Genomic DNA, 17,561 nt, shown 5'->3' on the forward strand with positions numbered 1-17,561 from the left:
TTCACTTTTGTAAATCTATCTATATTACTAAAAATTTAACCATATTGAAAATATTAATTCCTATAATCACAACCATTAATCCAATAAATAGTTTATCAACCACATTATCTGAAATTTTCTTATTCACATGTCCACCTATCATTCCACCCACAACTCCTGCAAACACCATAAGCCCCAAAACAATGAAACTTATTTCCGGAATATTTCCTTTTAGCACAGATTGTATAAAACTAGATAATTGAGAAAACATTATAATATATAATGAATTTGCAGCTGCTTTTTTCGTTGTCATTGAGAAAAAGAAAAATAGAACAGTAAGATTAATAGGTCCTCCTCCAATTCCTAAGAATGAAGAAATGGTTCCTAACCCAAATCCTATAATAATAGATATGGCAGCACTTTCGATTTTTTTAGTTTTTATTTTTTTTGCATTCAAACTGTAAAGCAGAGTACCAAAAGTAACAAGAATTAATAAGGCAGCTTGTACAGCTCCTAGATGATTTTGGTTTTCAAATAATTGGAGAAGAAAATCAAATATAACTTTTCCAAACAAACCACCTATTACTGCACCTATTGCAAGAGGTGTACAAGATTTTAAGTCAACAATACCTTTATTACTTTTTTGATTTCGAAAAACAGAAATAAGTGACATTGATAGAACAGTGCACCCCGAAAGAAAACTTACACTAGCAACACTCATTGTCCCTGTAGCATCCAGTACAGGTTTAATAATAACGCCACCACCTATACCACATATGCCCCCAATAACTGAGGCTAAAAGGCTCACTAAAAAATAAACTAAATACATAATTTAAACTCCTTTTCTTTGATTAGTATTTTATAACTTTAATATATATAATCACCTTATGACCATTTTGGTTAAAAGTGTATAACAGTATCCTATTTTATGTACTTAAAAAATCATTAATCACCATAACAGCTGCACCTATAGATATTGCATCTTCTCCAAAACTTCCTTCTTTATTAAAAAAAACTTGGCTATTTCCTCTAAGAAAATTTTTACTATTAGCAACCTTTACACAAGTATCATAAAACAAAGAAGAACTCTTAATTAATGGGCCACTTAAAATAATTATATTTGGATTAAGCAAATTGATATAATTCACAAGTCCCGCTCCCATAATACTTGCTGCTCCAATTATGATTTCTTTTGAAAGAGAATCTTTTTCTTCCGCAGCTTTTGTAATATCTTTATAATTTATTTCATGCAAGGCTTTATGAATTTTAGTTATTCTTCCTTTCTTTACTTCAGCTGTGAACTTTCTAGTTACTGCTTTAATAGAGGAATAACACTCTATACATCCATAATTTCCACAACTACACAAATCCCCATCCACATCAATAACCATATGGCCAAATGCATCCTCTCCATCATTTATGGATCTTATAATAACACCTGAAGTTATTGTTCCAGTTCTTATACCAATACCGCAGTTAAAATAAGCAATATTATTCATTCCCTTGCCTACACCTAAAATATATTCAGCAAGAACAGCCGTATTTGAGCCATTATCAATGAAAACTGGAAAATCAAAGTTTTCTTCAAACATACTTTTTATTGGAACATTAAGCCAACCTATTGATTCAAAATTAACTGGATTTTTTATTATGCCTTTTTCTCGATCTATTGGCCCAACAGTGCCTATTCCAAGCCCTAAGATTTTATTATGTGGTATATCAAAGTCATTTAAAGTTTTTGAAATTACTTCTGTAAGCTTTTGAATAGTAATTTCAGGGGAAGTACTTTCATCCATAATAAATCTTTCTTTACAAATAATATTCATTTTCATGTTAACTAAAATTATTTGTGTATATGTTCTTGATATATCTATACCAAATATATAAAAAGAATCTTCTTTAATACCATATAACGTTGGTTTTCTTCCTCCTGAAGATTCTCCTACGCCAATTTGTTCTATTAAATCAAACTCTTCTAAAGGCTCCAAAAACCTATTTAATGTTGTTAATTTCATTTTTGTTATCTTAAGAATTTCATTTTTTGTTGTAGCTCCACTTTTAATAATAATATCTAAAATTCTTTTGCTATCAGCATTTAATTTATTAAAATTCATTCTCAAATCCTTCATAATAAACTCCTTTTATCTAGGGATCCCACTATGAAACTTAATTAATAGTTGAACTGGGATACCTATAGATATTCCATTGTGAAACTTACTTTATACTTGTTTAAAGTAATAGTTGAGCCAGGATACCTATAAATCATCTTCAATTAATTATATATGATTATAACCATTTTGGCAATAAGTGTATAAATTTAGCGATTAAATTCAACTTAGTGTTTCTTTTTTCTTCTTTCCCGTCTTTTTCTTTTTATCCTTCTTGATCTAAGAGTGTTATTTTTCACTTTTCTTTTTCTAAATAAATTAATAAATATTGTAGCTTTATTTAATTTGATCTCTTTATAAAAATTTAAATTATCTGCTATAAAAACAAATATACCTTGCTCTTTTTTTATATACAATGGTTGCAAAGCAAAAGTGTTATAACTAATTTTTTTCATAAACTTAAAAAGTATAATTGCTCCAATACAAAATGCACTAAATGTTCCTACTACAAAACCATAGCCATAATAACTTATTCCTTTATCTTTAAAAAACCATGTAAAAGCTGTATTAAATACAAAAAAGGAGACAGAAACCAAAAGAGCTCTTTTTCTAATTTCAAAGTACAAAAGCACAAGAATTATTAAAAGAATAAAAATATTAAAAAGCGCTCCTATTGAAGTTACTCTAAAAATATTTCTAATTAAAGAATTAACATTTAAAAATTTAAAAATATATTTTGAAAGCAAAATTATTGTTAAGCTTATCAATCCTTGTACTTCAAATGTATAGATAAGTTGATTAAATAACACATCTTTCATTTTATTCTCAGCTAGCTTTATTTCCTTAAAAGTTCCTTTTTTATTTGCTAATCCGAAATAATTCTTATAGTAGCTATAAAAATCTGTTTCTACAGACACCAAAAACAAAACCATGGTAGGTATAATTGTAAGATAAGCCAAAAAAACAGCATTATCATATAAGGGTGAAAAATGGTATGTTTCAAAGGTTTCTATACCAAATTCACTAAACCACATGATGATGTTATCTGCCCATAAACCAAGAGTGTAAAATAATCCAATAAAAAACAAACTACTGTATTTGCTTAAATATCTTATAAAATCGTATTCCATTTCGTTACCAAAATAAAAAGTAGATAAAAAATTGTACATCAATATAACAAAAGTTAAACTAATACCCATAAGATATGAAAAAAGTAAATTAGCTGACATTATAATCGTTGTAAATTCTAAGGGTTTTTTTAGTAAATAAAAAGCTAAAGCAAAGGTTAAAAGACCTCCACTTATATAAGCTTTTGCTATTAACTCGTAATTCTTTACAGCGCTTAAATAAACCATCAATATCCATATCATAGATATAATCACAAATGTGTATATAGCCATAAACTTATAGGAGTTAGGTAAGGGCTTGCCCCAGTAAAATGCTACTGCAATTAATAAACTTAAGAAAAATATTATCTTATTTAATCCAATAAAGGATGGACGGATATACTTATATTCTTTAACATATAATTTATCGGATATATATCTGGTAATAATAAATTGCCAAGGAGCAGTTAATATTTGAGAAAACACAAAACTGTATACAATTGTTCCAGAAAACAAATCTTTTTCTTGTCCTGATACTCCTTGAATTTCCATAATAAAAAAAAGTAAGTTTACTGTTATAACACTTGAAAGCCATGGTCCTGCTGATACTAAGGCTGAGTATAAATAGGCTTTACTTCTATTTGTAAAAGATTCCTCTTTAAATATTTTTTTCAATTCAAAACCTATCCCAGCCATTTAAATATCTTCCTTTCTTATTTAGTGTAAATTCCTGTTTTACCCAGTGCTTTTCTTTGGTATGTTTTTTTACTAGTTCTATTCACCCTTTTATCTGTTCTACTTTTACTTCTGCTCCATGAATAATCCACATATAAAATATCATAAAAATTTTTAAAACTATCAATAATAATCTTTTTATTATAAGCTCTTTTCGCCCTTTTTATACCGTTTAAACCCATACCTTCTCTTAGTTGTGGATCTTTTAACAATTTAATAATGGCTGTAGCTGTTTCATTAGGTGATGCTAATTTTGTTATTATTCCACAAGCTTCTTCAAATTGATTTTTTTCTAACATTTCACTACAACTTCCTACGTTAGTTGCAACCACAGGAGTTCTAGCGGCCATGGCCTCCAGTATTACCAAGGGTTGTCCCTCTGATATTGATGTAAGAACAATAACATCAATTATTTTTAAGTACTCACTAACGTCCACTCTTCCTGTAAATATTATGTTTTCCGTTAACTGCAATGATTTTACTAATCTATTGCATTGCTGGTAATATTCAGGATCTTCATCTGTTGGTCCTATAATATATAATTTAGCTTCTTTAATATTGTTACATACAATTTTAAATGCTTTTATTAAAGTCATCACATCTTTAATAGGAACGACTCTTAAAATTGCACCTACATTATATCCTTCATGTTCTTTTTTTGATTTCTGAAATTTAGATATATCAACTCCATTTGAAACAATTCTTGTTTTCTCAGATGAAGCGCCTAATTTTATTTGCATATCCCTGCTTCTATAATATAAAGAAGTTATAATCTCTGCTTCCTTATAAGCAGCAATGGATATAGCATAAAAAAAGTCAATCCAGAATTTTTTATATATTCCTGTAACCCATTTAGCTTTTAATATTTCTTCTTCTCTTTCCCTACAATATATGCCATGCTCACTTAGCAAAAATGGTTTACCCGTTCTTGAGGCAAATGATGTAGCAACTATACCTGCATATCCAGTAGAAACAGAGTGGTAAATATCCGCTTTTATAGGCTCTTGTTGAAGTAAATATATAAAAGGAACAAGCATACTCCTCATTGTCCAAAAATAATTATTAAAACTCTCTGAGTCAAAATCTTTATTATAGTTTTTTAAAGCTAGTTTCCAAAATTCAAAGCTTTGAAGAAAATCTATTGCACTTCCAACTTTTCTACCTTTTGTGAATATTCTAAGCAAACGACTCCAATTAATATTTTCATTCATTTGAAGTAAATCATAAATATCATCTTTTTCTTGAGATGAAAGCTTACAGTTCTTTTTAAACATTCTATGTTTTATATAAGTATAATCATCTAAAAAGATTGTTTTAACCTCTATTACATTTCTTGGTATATCATATCTATATTTTATTTTTTCCTCTTTTGAAGGCATTATGCAAAATATTTTAAATTTTATATTAGGCATAGAGGTAATTAATTGATGCACCCAACTAGAGACCCCTCCTGTGATATAAGGGTATGATCCTTCAGTAAAAAGACATACTATCATATACTCTCCTTCTTTCTTATCCAAAATGAAACTAGTTCCTCTACCCTTTTACAAGACTTAATTTCCATTTCCGTCAATCCATTTATAACTTTATTAAATTCGAAGATTAAATCTTTTTCAAAGGAAATATTTAGTTTATTTAGTACCCCCTCACAATTATTAGGGTATTCTTTTAATAGAATTTTATTAGTTTTTTCTGCATTTAAAAAATCATCATTCTTTATATAAGCTTTAACTAATTCATCAAGAATCATAAGATCCTTTTGCTTAATCTTTATCATTTTATTTAAAGTTTCAATATAATCATTGTTAATTATATAAAGCAGTTCTCCACTAATCAATCCCGAATCAATATAATTTTTATAGGCTTTTGATAAGTTTTCTAATGAAACATAGTCTTTTAAAATATTGTATTCTTCTTTAAGATAATCAATCAAATTTGTATAATCATTTTCTTTATCATTTAATAAAGTAGCAGAATAATGCTGAATCTCTATGTCTGAATCACTTAATCCCTTTTGAAATAATTTTATTTTACCTTTATCTTCAAATATCTCTGATTCTATAATAAATTGTTTTTTTTCTTCAGAATCTAAAACTTCAATCACATCTAAAAAACTCATAGTTCTAATTTCTTTGTTATAATTTATTTTTTCTTTAAAACTATTGTTATTTTCAAATTCTATTAAAAGCTCATAGTCCGAAAGAACTATACTGTCTCTAATAAAGTAAGATAAACTGAAATATAAAATAAATACTATCACACCACCAAGTCCAGGTAGAAAAAATATTAAATACACCGGTATCCCCTTTTGCACTTCTTGTATTTTCTTCATTAAAAAACTTATCAATACTGTTATTACAGCATGAGCAATTAAAAATTGCCACCAATATCTAGGGTGTAATATTAAAAACATAGAAATTAATATATCTAAAATTAATAAAATTAAACACAAAACAAAAGAAATGTATTTCAAAAAATCACCACTTTACTAGTTAATAATTAAAGATAACTATCAACTTATTTTTGTTATACTCTCCTTAAAATTCGTTAATATTCTATCCTCCACAATATAAAGATTTTCTTTAGCAGTGGCTGGAACCAAAATAAACAATATTTTATTATTTATATCATAGCTAATTATATCTACTGAACGAAGAGATTTTGTAGCTTTATCATTGATTGATTGCAAACTCAAATCAAAAACTTTATACTTCAATAATCCAAAGTCCATTCCAAAATCCTTTTTCCGTTGTTCTTCAACTTTAAGTCTTTCTTGAAAAAAGTTTATTTTCATCAATTTTGTTTCTTTAATATATTTGGATTCTTTCATTTCGTCTATATATATGGCTTGATTTAATGATTTGTTTACCCAATCCATAATAAGCTTGAATAATTGAAATGCATACTCAGATATTCTATCAAAATCCATATTCTCAATATTTACAACCGCTATAACTTTATTATTTCTAACTAAGGGAGCCGACATTAAAGGAAAATCTTCTTCTTCTATTTCCTGCCATCTAACAACTCTTTCCTTGTAAATAACTTGGCTGAACCCTTTTGAATTAGTAATTAGCAATGATTTTCTATCTTCAATCTCATTACCATAACTAATCTTAAGTCTCAAATAATTACTTTCTTCACTGTAATAATATATTGAAATAGCCGTTGCACGAAGATATTTTGCCAAGATACCAATGGTTTCTGTATATAACTCTTCTGTTTCAAAAGTTTCTAACTTTGATGCTATGTCATAAAGACTTATTATGCTTTCTTCTGAACTAATAATTTGTCTTTTTAGTTCCTTTTGTATTTTTTCTGATACAGAATAGTCTTTTTTTAATTGAGCAAAACTTTCTTCTAATAAATTAATCTCATCACTTTGTTTTTTTATATTTGAAGTGTAATTATCTTTAAAAGTTCCTAATACTACAGCTGACCATAAAAATAATAAAATATACTTATAGTTATTAAAATACTCTACTAAAAGATTAATATCTTTATTTATCTGCAAGAAAACATAAACAAAAAAACATACTGATATACAAGCACTAACAAACCCCATTTTCTTGCCATATCTAAGACCCATTACAATACTTAGTATAAATAATGGATGAGGATTCAAATTCAAATAAACTTCTTGATTAGATTGCAAAATGAAAAAAATATAATATACTATTACATTAAATAATATAGTTTCTAACACACTAAAAAAATTTTTCTTGAAATCCATACAAATACCTCCTATTGAGCAAAACTACCATTATAACTAATAAGAGAGGCATTTTCCACTCCATTAATATCAGAAATTTTTTCAATAAATGTTGTATCTGATCCAATCAATTTAACTTCAAGAGTTAATTCAGTTATTCCAGCTGTAACTGTCTTTGATTTTATTTTATTATCTAATTTAATAATATTCCTTTCTACCTCTTCCTTAGCATCTCTCCTATAATTAATGATAAGCAAATAAATATTATTTGAATTCTTATACTTTAGTAGCATAAGAGCTATTATTCCTACAAGCAATGAACCAATTAAAGCAATTGAATAAAGTCTAGCTCCACAAGTTAACCCAATAGCAATTGCCCAAAACATGAATACAATATCCAGTGAATCTTTCACCGCTGTTCGAAACCTAACAATACTTAAAGCCCCCACCATGCCTAAAGATAAAACCAAATTTGAACTAATAGTCATAATAATAATTGATGTTATAATTGCCATAAGAACTAATGCTACATTGAAATTATGATTGTAAATGACTCCACTAAAACTTTTTTTATATACAAAAAACATATATAAGCTAACAGCTAAGGTTACTCCTATAACTAAAACAATATCTTGAATTTGAAAACTTCCTATAAATGAAGATTTTAGCACGCTTTTTTTTATTATATCTTGAAAATTAATTAATTCATTCACTAAATTACTCCCCTTTCTAAGTTAGTTGTTCTCTACACAACAAATATTTAGATACAGATAGCTTGTTCAAAGAGAACATTTCTAATACACTCTTAATATGACTAGGTAAAAAATTATCATATTTAACTTCCATAATTAATGAATATTCTTTTGGCAATTCATTAGTTTTTAAGTTGCTAGAAAATATATTTTCAAAAGCATTTGCTACTGATAAATTCTTATCAAAAGTAATTCTAATATTATTATAAGGAAGAATGTAAGCTTCTCTATAATAATCCACAACAACCTTTGGTTTTAATAAATTATTTTTCATTTCTATATAGTATTCTTTTTTTATCTCACTATTTGAAGTCAATAAAAAATCAATATCTTTATGAATAATTTTTTTATATTCTTCCTTGGAGATATTATTTGATCTTTTATTTGTGTAATCACCGTATTTCTCTTTTATTTCTAATTTAATGGTTTCACTAGAAAAATTGTATGTTCTAATACGATATTTTTTACGTACTTTAATACCAGCTAATTTTTCTTTTAAAGAAGTATTGTACAAATCATCAAAATAAACACTTCTCACATGATACCCTTCATTATTCAATGTATGCTTATCTAGTTTCATGATTTTATAAAGAATATTTCTTATTTGAATATAGTTACCATAAGGTAAAAGGTATTTGTGTTCATGCCTCAAATTAATGCTTTTCGTCACCAAATATAACTCTCCCCCTTACTTAATACAATAATTTAATTAACATAAAATTTTTTAGTTCCAAAATAATATCCATTGCTTTCTGCTTCTATATATAAATCAAAAGCATCCATTTTATTTTCATTTGAATCAGTAACAAAGACTCTCCAATAATATGTGCCTTTTGGTAACATATCAATAATTAATTCTTTTTCATGTATATCATTTTTAGAGTATAAAATGGTCTCAAACTTTGGAGCATCACTTATTTCTACAGAATAAGTAAAAGCATCTCCTTGAAAATCATAGGATTCTGTCCATTGGAAATGAAGATTGTTTCCTAGCATCGTTGGTTCCCCCATAAAAACCGGCATTGGTTTTTCAAGATTTTCATAATAATTAGCTTTGTTTAATTCAATATTTTTTTGCAATTCTTCAAATTCTAGATTAATCTCATCTAAATTAAATTTATCCCCAATATCTTCAGCTTCATTTCTTAAAAATTCTATTGCAATTGGTTTATAAAGATCTATTAAATTTTCCATCTTTTCTTCAGAAATAATTTCATGAATTTCTTCAATCTTCTTATTTAAATCTTCAAGATTGTCTTTATTTCTAAAGAATCGATTTGTTAAAACATTTCCCCAGTAATTAGATAATCCATTTTGCCAAATAGCTCGACTACTTCTATACCCACCTAATCCCTTGTCATAATCCCACGGAAGAAAATACCAAGTATCACTATCAGACTCGCTGTATAAAAAATAATTTCTACTTGCTGTGTCTATATTATCAAATAATATATTGGTAGCTAGCCATGTAAGATAATTTTCTCTATCAAAATATTTATCAAATACATCATTTATATGAATAAATTTATTATTTAAATCATCTAGCATGTCAATAAGCTTTTCATGGTCCTCACTACCTTTTATTTCTAAAATCTTTTCAAATTCTTTTTCGTTATATTCAGCATCTTCTTTCAGTTTTAGATAATCTTCATATTTATAAAACTCAAAATTTTCAACTTTGTACAATGAACCATTCTGATCCAAATTATGATTTTTTAGAAAATCAGTGTCTACATGCTCTATTTGTGTATATAATCCAAAATCCAAATATTCTTTAGTATAATCTTCTTCACTTAAATCCTTTATATAAAGATGAATAAATTCTGTTCTTAAACTTGTAATATTAGGTATTGATTTTATTAAATCAAAACTTAGTTTGTTTCTTATTCTTAATGTATCAAAGTGATGTTTATTAAGGTTTATAGTTAGAAATTCATTCCAAGGGCTATTTTTATTTAATTTAATCTTATAGGATTTTATTTCCGCTAACCTTGAAGATTGTCCTCTTAATTCCATGATGCCATTATAATCTGTTAATCCATACCCAAAATCTGTACTTGAAATAATACCATTACTACCTTCTTGAAATATTATTTTTACCTTTATATCATCTACACTATCATCAATAGAGCTTTCATTTAATTGAGAAAAAGTTTTTCCATATTCATCATGCCCTGTCTCCGCTGGTAAAACAGTAATGTAAAGTTCTTTTACTATAACATCTTCTTCTTTATAAATATCTTGGTTATCTTTAATACTTGTATTATTTGAATTATTATTTTCACCAAAATCACTATTTAAGCAGGATGTAACTAACAAATTTATTATTACAAGCATACCTATTAATTTAATTTTCACTTGTTTAACTCACTCCCCCAACCATTATTTAGAAAAATCCCATTTTGAATATCTATTTTCCAACTGGCTTTGTAAATGAGTCCACCCCATTTTTATAGAAAAATCTTTACTCTCAGATTCTTTATCAAATGATATAGTTAATACTTTTGTTTTCTTCTCATTGATTGTTTCAATAAAATCTTTTAAATCTTCAATTTTTGATAAATCATTGTTTATATAAGGAGAAGAAAAATTTTCCCAAAGTATGCCATCTATAAAATCAGAGCTGTAATCCTTATAAGTTCTTAATCCTCTATTTTGTATTATCACTATAGAAGGATATTTTTCTTTAACTTTATAAACAAAGTCAGTATATCCTTTTTTTAATTTTTTATAGGTTTCTAAATCACTTTCATAATAATCTATCCAATCAATTGTATCTAAAAACACTCCATCCATATTTTTACACATTATTCTTTCTTCTAATACTTCCAATAAAGCATTTTGGTAATTTTCATTTGAAATATCCCCAATATAATTTTTTCCAGATTTACTCAATACTTTTTCACCTTTAATAGTTAAATAATTAGAGTCTTTCATCTTATTTATAAGAATATCATCCCAAAATCCAACTTCCATCAAAGAAAGGTATCCTACTATCTTTGTTTCATTTGTTTTTAAATAATCCACATCCTTTTTTTCAAAAAATGAACCTTCCACAATTAGTAAATCAAATCTAGTCATATCTTCTAGAATGTTTTCATCAATTTTTCTATAATAAATTCTATATGAACTAATTTCTTTCAAAGGGTTACTAATTCTTGAATGTAAAGATGTGTATATACACGAGAATATACACAATACTATAATGAAAATTGCTATTAATAAAATATTCTTTTTATTCATTTTTTACTCCTATTAAATCCAACTCAGAATTTTCTTAATAATCATTATTATATCATAATATTTCGACAAATTGTGGTTTTTTTCGCAATTCCCATAATATATACTTTATGTATATATATAATTTTTTTCAAGCAAAAAGGAAGTATATCTAATACTTCCTTTTTTTATTAAAATTTAAATTTTCTTAAAAACCACTTCTTTTTTTATATCACAACTGTTTTCCTCAATAGTAATTTTATAGATATGAGGGCAACCTTTATCTCTCCACTTTTTCATGTACCTAGCATTAATTTCTGTACTTGTATAATAGTTTTCATCATAAAAATCTGAAAACTCAAAATAACTTTTCAAACTCTTTTTACATAGTATCAAATCCGTTTTATTTATGTTGCTGCATATTGGAATAAAGAATCTTAGGGGTACTTCGTAATCAAACTCCCCTTTTCCTTTAATTTTCTTTGATTCTATTAATACTCTTTTAAATAAAATATTTTCTTTATCATCCTCATGAATTTTTAATTTAAATATAATTTTCCCACTTTTATTTTTCTCTAGTTTAATTTTAATCATTTGTTCACCATCTGCCTTAATCTTTTTTTGTGTTCTTATTTTATCACAATTATAATATTTTGCATAACTTTTTTATAGACAGATTTTTAAAAACAATACCCAGGATGAAAAAATCCTAGGTATTGTTTTTAAGTTAATTTTAATTCATTTTTTATTTTTGTTGTTGATATTTCTGGGGTTCTAGGTAAATATACAACTTCACAATACTCTTTCATATAATCAAACTTGCCTTCCCAATCATTTCCCATAACAAGCTTTTCTACACGATATTCTTTTGCATCATGTATTTTTTGTTCCCAGTTAGTTTCCTCAATAACTAAATCAACATAACGAATTGATTCAAGAAGTTTTTTTCTTTCCTCAAAGGAAAAATAACATTTTTTTCCTTTCATTTCATTGAATTCATCAGATGATAAAGCAACTATCAAATAATCTCCTTGTTTTTTTGCTCTTTTCAATAAATTGATATGCCCATAATGTAGCAAATCAAAAGTTCCATAAGTAATTATTCTCTTCATTATGTTTTCCTTCCATTAACCTTTTATTTATTATAAACTTTATTAACTTATTATAAACTTTATTAACCTTTTATTTCAAAATATTTTCTATAGTATATTTAGTGAGTCTATGGCTATTATTAGAAATATTATCATCAAAGATTTGCTTTTTTAATTTTTCTAGTTCTTTCATAAAATGTATACTAAAATAATATTCTTCATCTTTTGTAATTATTGAATAGTATCTTTTAATTCTTTAAAATATATTCTAATAATCCATTGATTATAATATCATCCTTTACATCTTTTTTCAATGTATGTTAATTGTTTATTATGTCACTCTTTTCCTTTTCATTTTGTTTATACTTTATTCCCATAAGTTCTTAATCATATTTTCAATTTCACTTTTTCTTTTTTTCGTTTCTTTTAAATCAATTATATATCTACCTTTATTTTCATATATTACATCTCCTTCTTTGATCTCAACAGGTAGTTTTTCTTTTTCTATATCTATCATTGTTTTGTCTTCTTTTTCGCAAATGGCAAATTTTCCTTCAAATCTATCAATTATTAATTTCATATTGACTCCCTTCTTAATCTAAACTTAGTTTAAAATTTCTTACACCACTTTCTTTCATAAATCTTTTTATATCAAATGATGGTCCTTCCTATGTCTTCAATTATAACTTATTTGTTTTTCGGGTTTATGTCAATACTTGAGGCACAAAAAATTAAATTCTAAATAGCTTATTCTTTTCATAGGTAACTTTTTATAGGTATACCTATATGTATTTATCCCTTATTAAGTAATTATTACATCCAAATATCAAGTAAATATAAAAGATTATGTGAAATTGTGTGAAAAACAGAATAAAATCATTTGCTCTTTTTTTTTAATCTATGGTATATTATACGTAGAAATGTTTCTAAATACATTCTATATTTTTTTGTTATTATAACTAAAATATTATTTTACGAGGAGCTAATTATGAAACCTATTATTTTAGTAGATTCCAGTAGCGATTTACCGCGAGACTTTGTTGAACATAATAATTTGATTTTTGTAAGTTTGATTTGCAATCTAGACGAGAAAAACTATGAAGATGATTTTGGGGAAACTCTTTCTTATTCTCACTTTTATAAAAGATTAAGAGAAGGGGCCATGCCTACTACCTCTCAAGTGAATATTTTCAATTTTGAGGAAATCTTTAGAAAACATGCTTTGAAAAAAGAACCTATAATTTACTTGGCTTTTGACTCTGCAATAAGTGGCACCTATAATAGTGCTGTTATTGCAAGACAACATATTTTAGAAGAAATTAAAGAAGCTGATATCACAATCATCGATACTAGAAGTGCTAGTATTGGTGAAGGATTACTAGTTTATAAAGTACTTGAAATGTTAAAAAATGATGTTTCAAAAGAAGAAATTATTGACTGGATAGAAGATAACAAATTTAATATTAGGCATTATTTTGTTGTTGAAGATTTATTTCATCTACAGCGTGGAGGAAGAATTTCTCCAACAAAAGCTAAAGTAGGCACACTTTTAAATATTAAACCTTTGCTTGATATTAATAAATCTGGAGAATTAATCAACATTGCAAATATTAGAGGCAGAAAAAAAGCAATTAAATCTTTAGCTGAATATTTCCATAAAAACATGAATGATAAATCTTTAGATGTAGTTGGAATAATTCATGGTGATTGCTTAGAGGATGCCCTAATTTTAAAAAATTTACTTGAAGAAAATTATAATTTTAAAGAAGTGTTGCTCAATCATGTAGGCCCTGTTATCGCCTCTCATACCGGTGCCGGAATTATTGGACTTGCCTTTTTAGGCAAAGAAAGACCAGAGTAGATATTTATCTACTCTGGTCTTTTTATTCACTCATAACACATTGAAGTTAACCCATTTTAATTATTAATTATAACAAATTACAGGAATACCTGCCTTAATATTAAGATATACTGCTTCTGCTAATTCATGTGGCGAATTCACACAACCATGAGACCCATTTGTCATGTAAATTTGTTCACCAAAGGATTTTCTCCAAGTAGCATCATGAATCCCTATATTCCCATTAAAAGGCATCCAAAATTCAACATTTGTTTCATAATCTTCGCCTCTTAACACCGCATCCTTTTGTTTATATTTTAACTTATAAACTCCAGCTGGTGTGCCATTATTAGCAGCTATATTACCTGTAACAACTGGTCCGTCTGTAATCAAAGCCCCATTTTTATAAAGCCATAAATGTTGACTAGTAAGACTTATTTCTATATAAGTATTCCCAATATCATTATCGCCCCCATAAATAGCCGTTTGAGTAAAAGAAGGTTTTTTCTCAACAGTTTTACCTTCCTTAATATCTTCAATTAAAGCTTGTGTTTCTTTTGCTTTATTTATAATCCACCCATAATCTCCTCCACCAACTTTTATTTTTTCTCCAGTGGATGCTACAAAATCTCTTTTCTTTCCAACTGTATTATAATCTTTTGCAAGAGTCTCCACATAATCTTTAACTTTATTTTCATTAATTTTAAAATCAAGATTTTCATCAATTTCAATCCATTCATTAATCAATGAAGAATCTAAAATCTCTTTTTCTTTTCCAAATGTATAAGTAACCTTTGATGATACGTATTTATTAAGTAATTCTTTTGCTTCAATGATTTTTTCAGAAGTTGAAGTGAATTCAGGTTTCACATAACACTCTAATTTCTCTAAATCAATTGAATTTTCACTTTTTTCTAGTGCATTAAGTAAATTTTTATATAAGATATCCTTGTCCACCTTAGTTCCAAGCACTTCAGGAACAATCTGGTAACTACCCTTTTCATATTTAATACTTGCACTTACGGGTTCAACAATATTATTAGTATCAAAGCAAGTAAGCTTATCTACCCTTTCTTTTAATAATTTTTCATCAAATTTAATTTCTTCCACTATAGCATTTTCTTTTTTGCTTAAAACTGCCACTATCCATTTGAATGGCTGCTGAGTATCCTTTGAGTCTTTAAACTCTTTCCCCGATACATAACTCAAGCCAATGTCCGAAATTACAATTTGTTCACTTTTACCATTTCGTTCATTTAAAGTTATATTATACTTTTCAAGTTCATTTGCCATTATTGATTCTACTTCTTCAACACTCTTTCCAGAAACACTTACACAATTTATGGTAGAACCAAAATAAAAATGATTCATAAAATAAATTGACATGCCAACGTATATAAAAATTATAATACTAAAACAAACTATAAGTGCTATTGTAATTTTTTTATGTCTTTTTATCAAACTTGATATTGAGTTTATTTTTTTGTTTCCTTTTAATTCACTTTCTAAATTTTCCATGTTTTATTATCCTTTCAACATTTTTAAACTTTATTTTCAAACTTTAATCTGTTTCTTATTACATAATCATCATTTACACATTAATACATACCTATAAAATCATACTATATTTTTAGTAATTTTTCCATAGCTTTTTTATTAAATAGATAAATTTTATTTATATCTATACCCTATAAATATCTATAAAGATATAAAAACAAACAAATCACATTATTGACAAATATGATGGATTAGTATAAAATTATATTGAAAAAAGGTTTTGAAACCATATTCCACATTATGAAACTAATTGGAATATTAATTTCTTTCTTATAGACTCTTAATCATAAGAAAGATTATAAAAATTTAAATATTACCATAAAAGGAGCTTGATGTTATGTCAGTTTTAAATGTAAAATCAAAAGATAATTGTAAGTATGATTGTATTTCTTTGGGTGAGGTTATGCTAAGACTTGATCCAGGCGAAGGTAGAATTAAAAATTCAAGATCATTCAACGCATGGGAAGGCGGCGGCGAGTACAACGTTTCTCGTGGTTTAAAAAAATGTTTCCGTAAAGATGTAGCAGTTGTTACAGCTTTAGCTGAAAACGAAGTTGGTTACTTGGTTGAAGACTTTATAATGCAAGGTGGAGTTGATACTTCTCTTATTAAATGGGTTCCTTATGATGGAATTGGTAGAGGCGTACGTAACGGTATTAATTTTACTGAAAGAGGATTTGGTGTTCGTGGAGCTTTAGGAGTTTCCGATAGAGGTAACACTGCAGCTTCTCAATTAAAAGTTGGAGATATTGATTGGGATTACATATTTGGTACTTTAGGTGTTAGATGGCTACACACTGGTGGTATTTTCGCAGCACTTTCTGATACAACACCAGATGTTGTTATTGAAGCAGTAAAAAAAGCAAAACAATATGGAACAATGGTTTCTTATGACCTTAATTACAGACCATCTTTATGGAGCTATATTGGTGGAAAGCCAAGAGCACAAGCTGTAAATAAAGAAATTGCTAAATATATAGACGTTATGATTGGTAACGAAGAAGATTTCACTGCTTGCTTAGGTTTTGAAGTTGAAGGTAACGATGGTGACCTTAAAGAACTTAATCTTGATGGATATAAAAAAATGATCAATAATGTTGTAGAAGCATATCCTAACTTTAAAGTTGTTGCTACTACATTAAGAGGAGTTAAAACTGCTACAGTTAATGATTGGAGCGCTATTTGTTGGGCTGATGGAGAAGTTTACAAAGCTAACGATTATGATAGTCTTGAAATCATGGACAGAGTTGGTGGCGGAGATAGTTTTGCATCAGGACTTATTTATGGTCTTATGAACGGTGATGATGCTTTAACTGCTGTTAATTACGGTGCTGCACATGGTGCCATTGCAATGACAACTGCTGGAGACACTTCAATGGCAAGCATTAAAGAAGTAAAAAATCTTATGTCTGGCGGAAGCGCAAGAGTACAAAGATAATATATTTAATATTTAAAAGAAGCT

General features: G+C 27.1%; 16 protein-coding genes. 2 read left to right on the plus strand and 14 right to left on the minus strand.

Annotated elements, in window-relative coordinates; translation table 11 throughout:
• Positions 1–19: 19 nt before the first annotated feature.
• The 13 genes from BUB83_RS12705 to BUB83_RS12765 form a co-directional block, all read right to left on the minus strand.
• A complete protein-coding gene (locus tag BUB83_RS12705) occupies positions 20–808 on the minus strand; it encodes a sulfite exporter TauE/SafE family protein (RefSeq protein WP_073338845.1) in 789 nt (262 codons plus the stop codon).
• 97 nt (positions 809–905) lie between these two features.
• Positions 906–2,108 (minus strand): ROK family protein, encoded by a 1,203-nt coding sequence (locus BUB83_RS12710; protein ID WP_073338846.1) that lies wholly within the window; start codon positions 2,106–2,108, stop codon positions 906–908.
• Between the two features lie 206 nt (positions 2,109–2,314).
• Positions 2,315–3,889 (minus strand): exopolysaccharide Pel transporter PelG, encoded by a 1,575-nt coding sequence (pelG, locus tag BUB83_RS12715; RefSeq protein ID WP_073338847.1) that lies wholly within the window; start codon positions 3,887–3,889, stop codon positions 2,315–2,317.
• A 17-nt stretch (positions 3,890–3,906) separates the two neighbouring features.
• Complete coding sequence (pelF, locus tag BUB83_RS12720; protein ID WP_207649337.1) at positions 3,907–5,448, minus strand: GT4 family glycosyltransferase PelF; 1,542 nt, start codon at positions 5,446–5,448, stop codon at positions 3,907–3,909.
• The gene (locus tag BUB83_RS12725) at positions 5,421–6,401 is read right to left on the minus strand and encodes a tetratricopeptide repeat protein (protein WP_073338849.1); all 981 of its coding nucleotides are present in this window, start codon (positions 6,399–6,401) and stop codon (positions 5,421–5,423) included. The genes pelF and BUB83_RS12725 overlap by 28 nt, the downstream gene beginning before the upstream one ends.
• Before the next feature lie 39 nt (positions 6,402–6,440).
• Positions 6,441–7,661 (minus strand): GAF domain-containing protein, encoded by a 1,221-nt coding sequence (locus BUB83_RS12730; RefSeq protein ID WP_073338850.1) that lies wholly within the window; start codon positions 7,659–7,661, stop codon positions 6,441–6,443.
• 11 nt (positions 7,662–7,672) lie between these two features.
• Positions 7,673–8,353, minus strand: coding sequence for a DUF4956 domain-containing protein (locus tag BUB83_RS12735; protein ID WP_073338851.1), 681 nt, complete (start codon positions 8,351–8,353; stop codon positions 7,673–7,675).
• Positions 8,354–8,369: 16 nt separating this feature from the next.
• Positions 8,370–9,062, minus strand: a complete 693-nt coding sequence (locus tag BUB83_RS12740) for a polyphosphate polymerase domain-containing protein (protein ID WP_242950682.1) — start codon at positions 9,060–9,062, stop codon at positions 8,370–8,372.
• 35 nt (positions 9,063–9,097) lie between these two features.
• Positions 9,098–10,750: a CotH kinase family protein gene (locus BUB83_RS12745; protein WP_073338853.1), complete on the minus strand. Its 1,653-nt coding sequence runs from the start codon at positions 10,748–10,750 to the stop codon at positions 9,098–9,100.
• A gap of 24 nt (positions 10,751–10,774) precedes the next feature.
• The gene (locus BUB83_RS12750) at positions 10,775–11,635 is read right to left on the minus strand and encodes a putative glycoside hydrolase (protein ID WP_073338854.1); all 861 of its coding nucleotides are present in this window, start codon (positions 11,633–11,635) and stop codon (positions 10,775–10,777) included.
• 174 nt (positions 11,636–11,809) lie between these two features.
• Positions 11,810–12,205: a hypothetical protein gene (locus tag BUB83_RS12755; protein ID WP_073338855.1), complete on the minus strand. Its 396-nt coding sequence runs from the start codon at positions 12,203–12,205 to the stop codon at positions 11,810–11,812.
• 128 nt (positions 12,206–12,333) lie between these two features.
• Entirely contained in the window at positions 12,334–12,723 is a 390-nt protein-coding gene (gene tagD / locus BUB83_RS12760; protein ID WP_073338856.1) for a glycerol-3-phosphate cytidylyltransferase, read from the minus strand.
• Positions 12,724–13,069: 346 nt separating this feature from the next.
• Positions 13,070–13,282 carry a DUF3006 domain-containing protein gene (locus BUB83_RS12765; RefSeq protein ID WP_073338857.1) on the minus strand — a complete coding sequence of 71 codons (213 nt, stop codon included), beginning with the start codon at positions 13,280–13,282 and terminating at the stop codon, positions 13,070–13,072.
• Between the two features lie 408 nt (positions 13,283–13,690).
• Between BUB83_RS12765 and BUB83_RS12770 the strand changes: the two genes are divergently transcribed.
• Positions 13,691–14,563, plus strand: a complete 873-nt coding sequence (locus BUB83_RS12770; protein ID WP_084133555.1) for a DegV family protein — start codon at positions 13,691–13,693, stop codon at positions 14,561–14,563.
• A 63-nt stretch (positions 14,564–14,626) separates the two neighbouring features.
• Here BUB83_RS12770 and BUB83_RS12775 read toward each other — a convergent pair whose 3' ends face one another.
• Positions 14,627–16,060: a L,D-transpeptidase family protein gene (locus BUB83_RS12775; RefSeq protein ID WP_143160542.1), complete on the minus strand. Its 1,434-nt coding sequence runs from the start codon at positions 16,058–16,060 to the stop codon at positions 14,627–14,629.
• 376 nt (positions 16,061–16,436) lie between these two features.
• Between BUB83_RS12775 and BUB83_RS12780 the strand changes: the two genes are divergently transcribed.
• A complete protein-coding gene (locus tag BUB83_RS12780) occupies positions 16,437–17,537 on the plus strand; it encodes a sugar kinase (RefSeq protein WP_073338858.1) in 1,101 nt (366 codons plus the stop codon).
• Positions 17,538–17,561 lie beyond the last annotated feature (24 nt).

Source organism: Clostridium grantii DSM 8605 (assembly GCF_900129965.1).
GTDB classification, from domain to species: Bacteria; Bacillota; Clostridia; order Clostridiales; family Clostridiaceae; genus Clostridium_AF; species Clostridium_AF grantii.

Coding starts and splice junctions, on each gene's coding strand:
- tagD (WP_073338856.1), bottom strand. CDS start 12,723: ATGAAGAGAATAATTACTTATGGAACTTTTGATTTGCTACATTATGGG.
- BUB83_RS12775 (WP_143160542.1), bottom strand. CDS start 16,060: ATGGAAAATTTAGAAAGTGAATTAAAAGGAAACAAAAAAATAAACTCA.
- BUB83_RS12730 (WP_073338850.1), bottom strand. CDS start 7,661: ATGGATTTCAAGAAAAATTTTTTTAGTGTGTTAGAAACTATATTATTT.
- BUB83_RS12780 (WP_073338858.1), top strand. CDS start 16,437: ATGTCAGTTTTAAATGTAAAATCAAAAGATAATTGTAAGTATGATTGT.
- BUB83_RS12770 (WP_084133555.1), top strand. CDS start 13,691: ATGAAACCTATTATTTTAGTAGATTCCAGTAGCGATTTACCGCGAGAC.
- pelG (WP_073338847.1), bottom strand. CDS start 3,889: ATGGCTGGGATAGGTTTTGAATTGAAAAAAATATTTAAAGAGGAATCT.
- BUB83_RS12750 (WP_073338854.1), bottom strand. CDS start 11,635: ATGAATAAAAAGAATATTTTATTAATAGCAATTTTCATTATAGTATTG.
- BUB83_RS12705 (WP_073338845.1), bottom strand. CDS start 808: ATGTATTTAGTTTATTTTTTAGTGAGCCTTTTAGCCTCAGTTATTGGG.
- BUB83_RS12710 (WP_073338846.1), bottom strand. CDS start 2,108: ATGAAGGATTTGAGAATGAATTTTAATAAATTAAATGCTGATAGCAAA.
- BUB83_RS12755 (WP_073338855.1), bottom strand. CDS start 12,205: ATGATTAAAATTAAACTAGAGAAAAATAAAAGTGGGAAAATTATATTT.
- BUB83_RS12765 (WP_073338857.1), bottom strand. CDS start 13,282: ATGAAATTAATAATTGATAGATTTGAAGGAAAATTTGCCATTTGCGAA.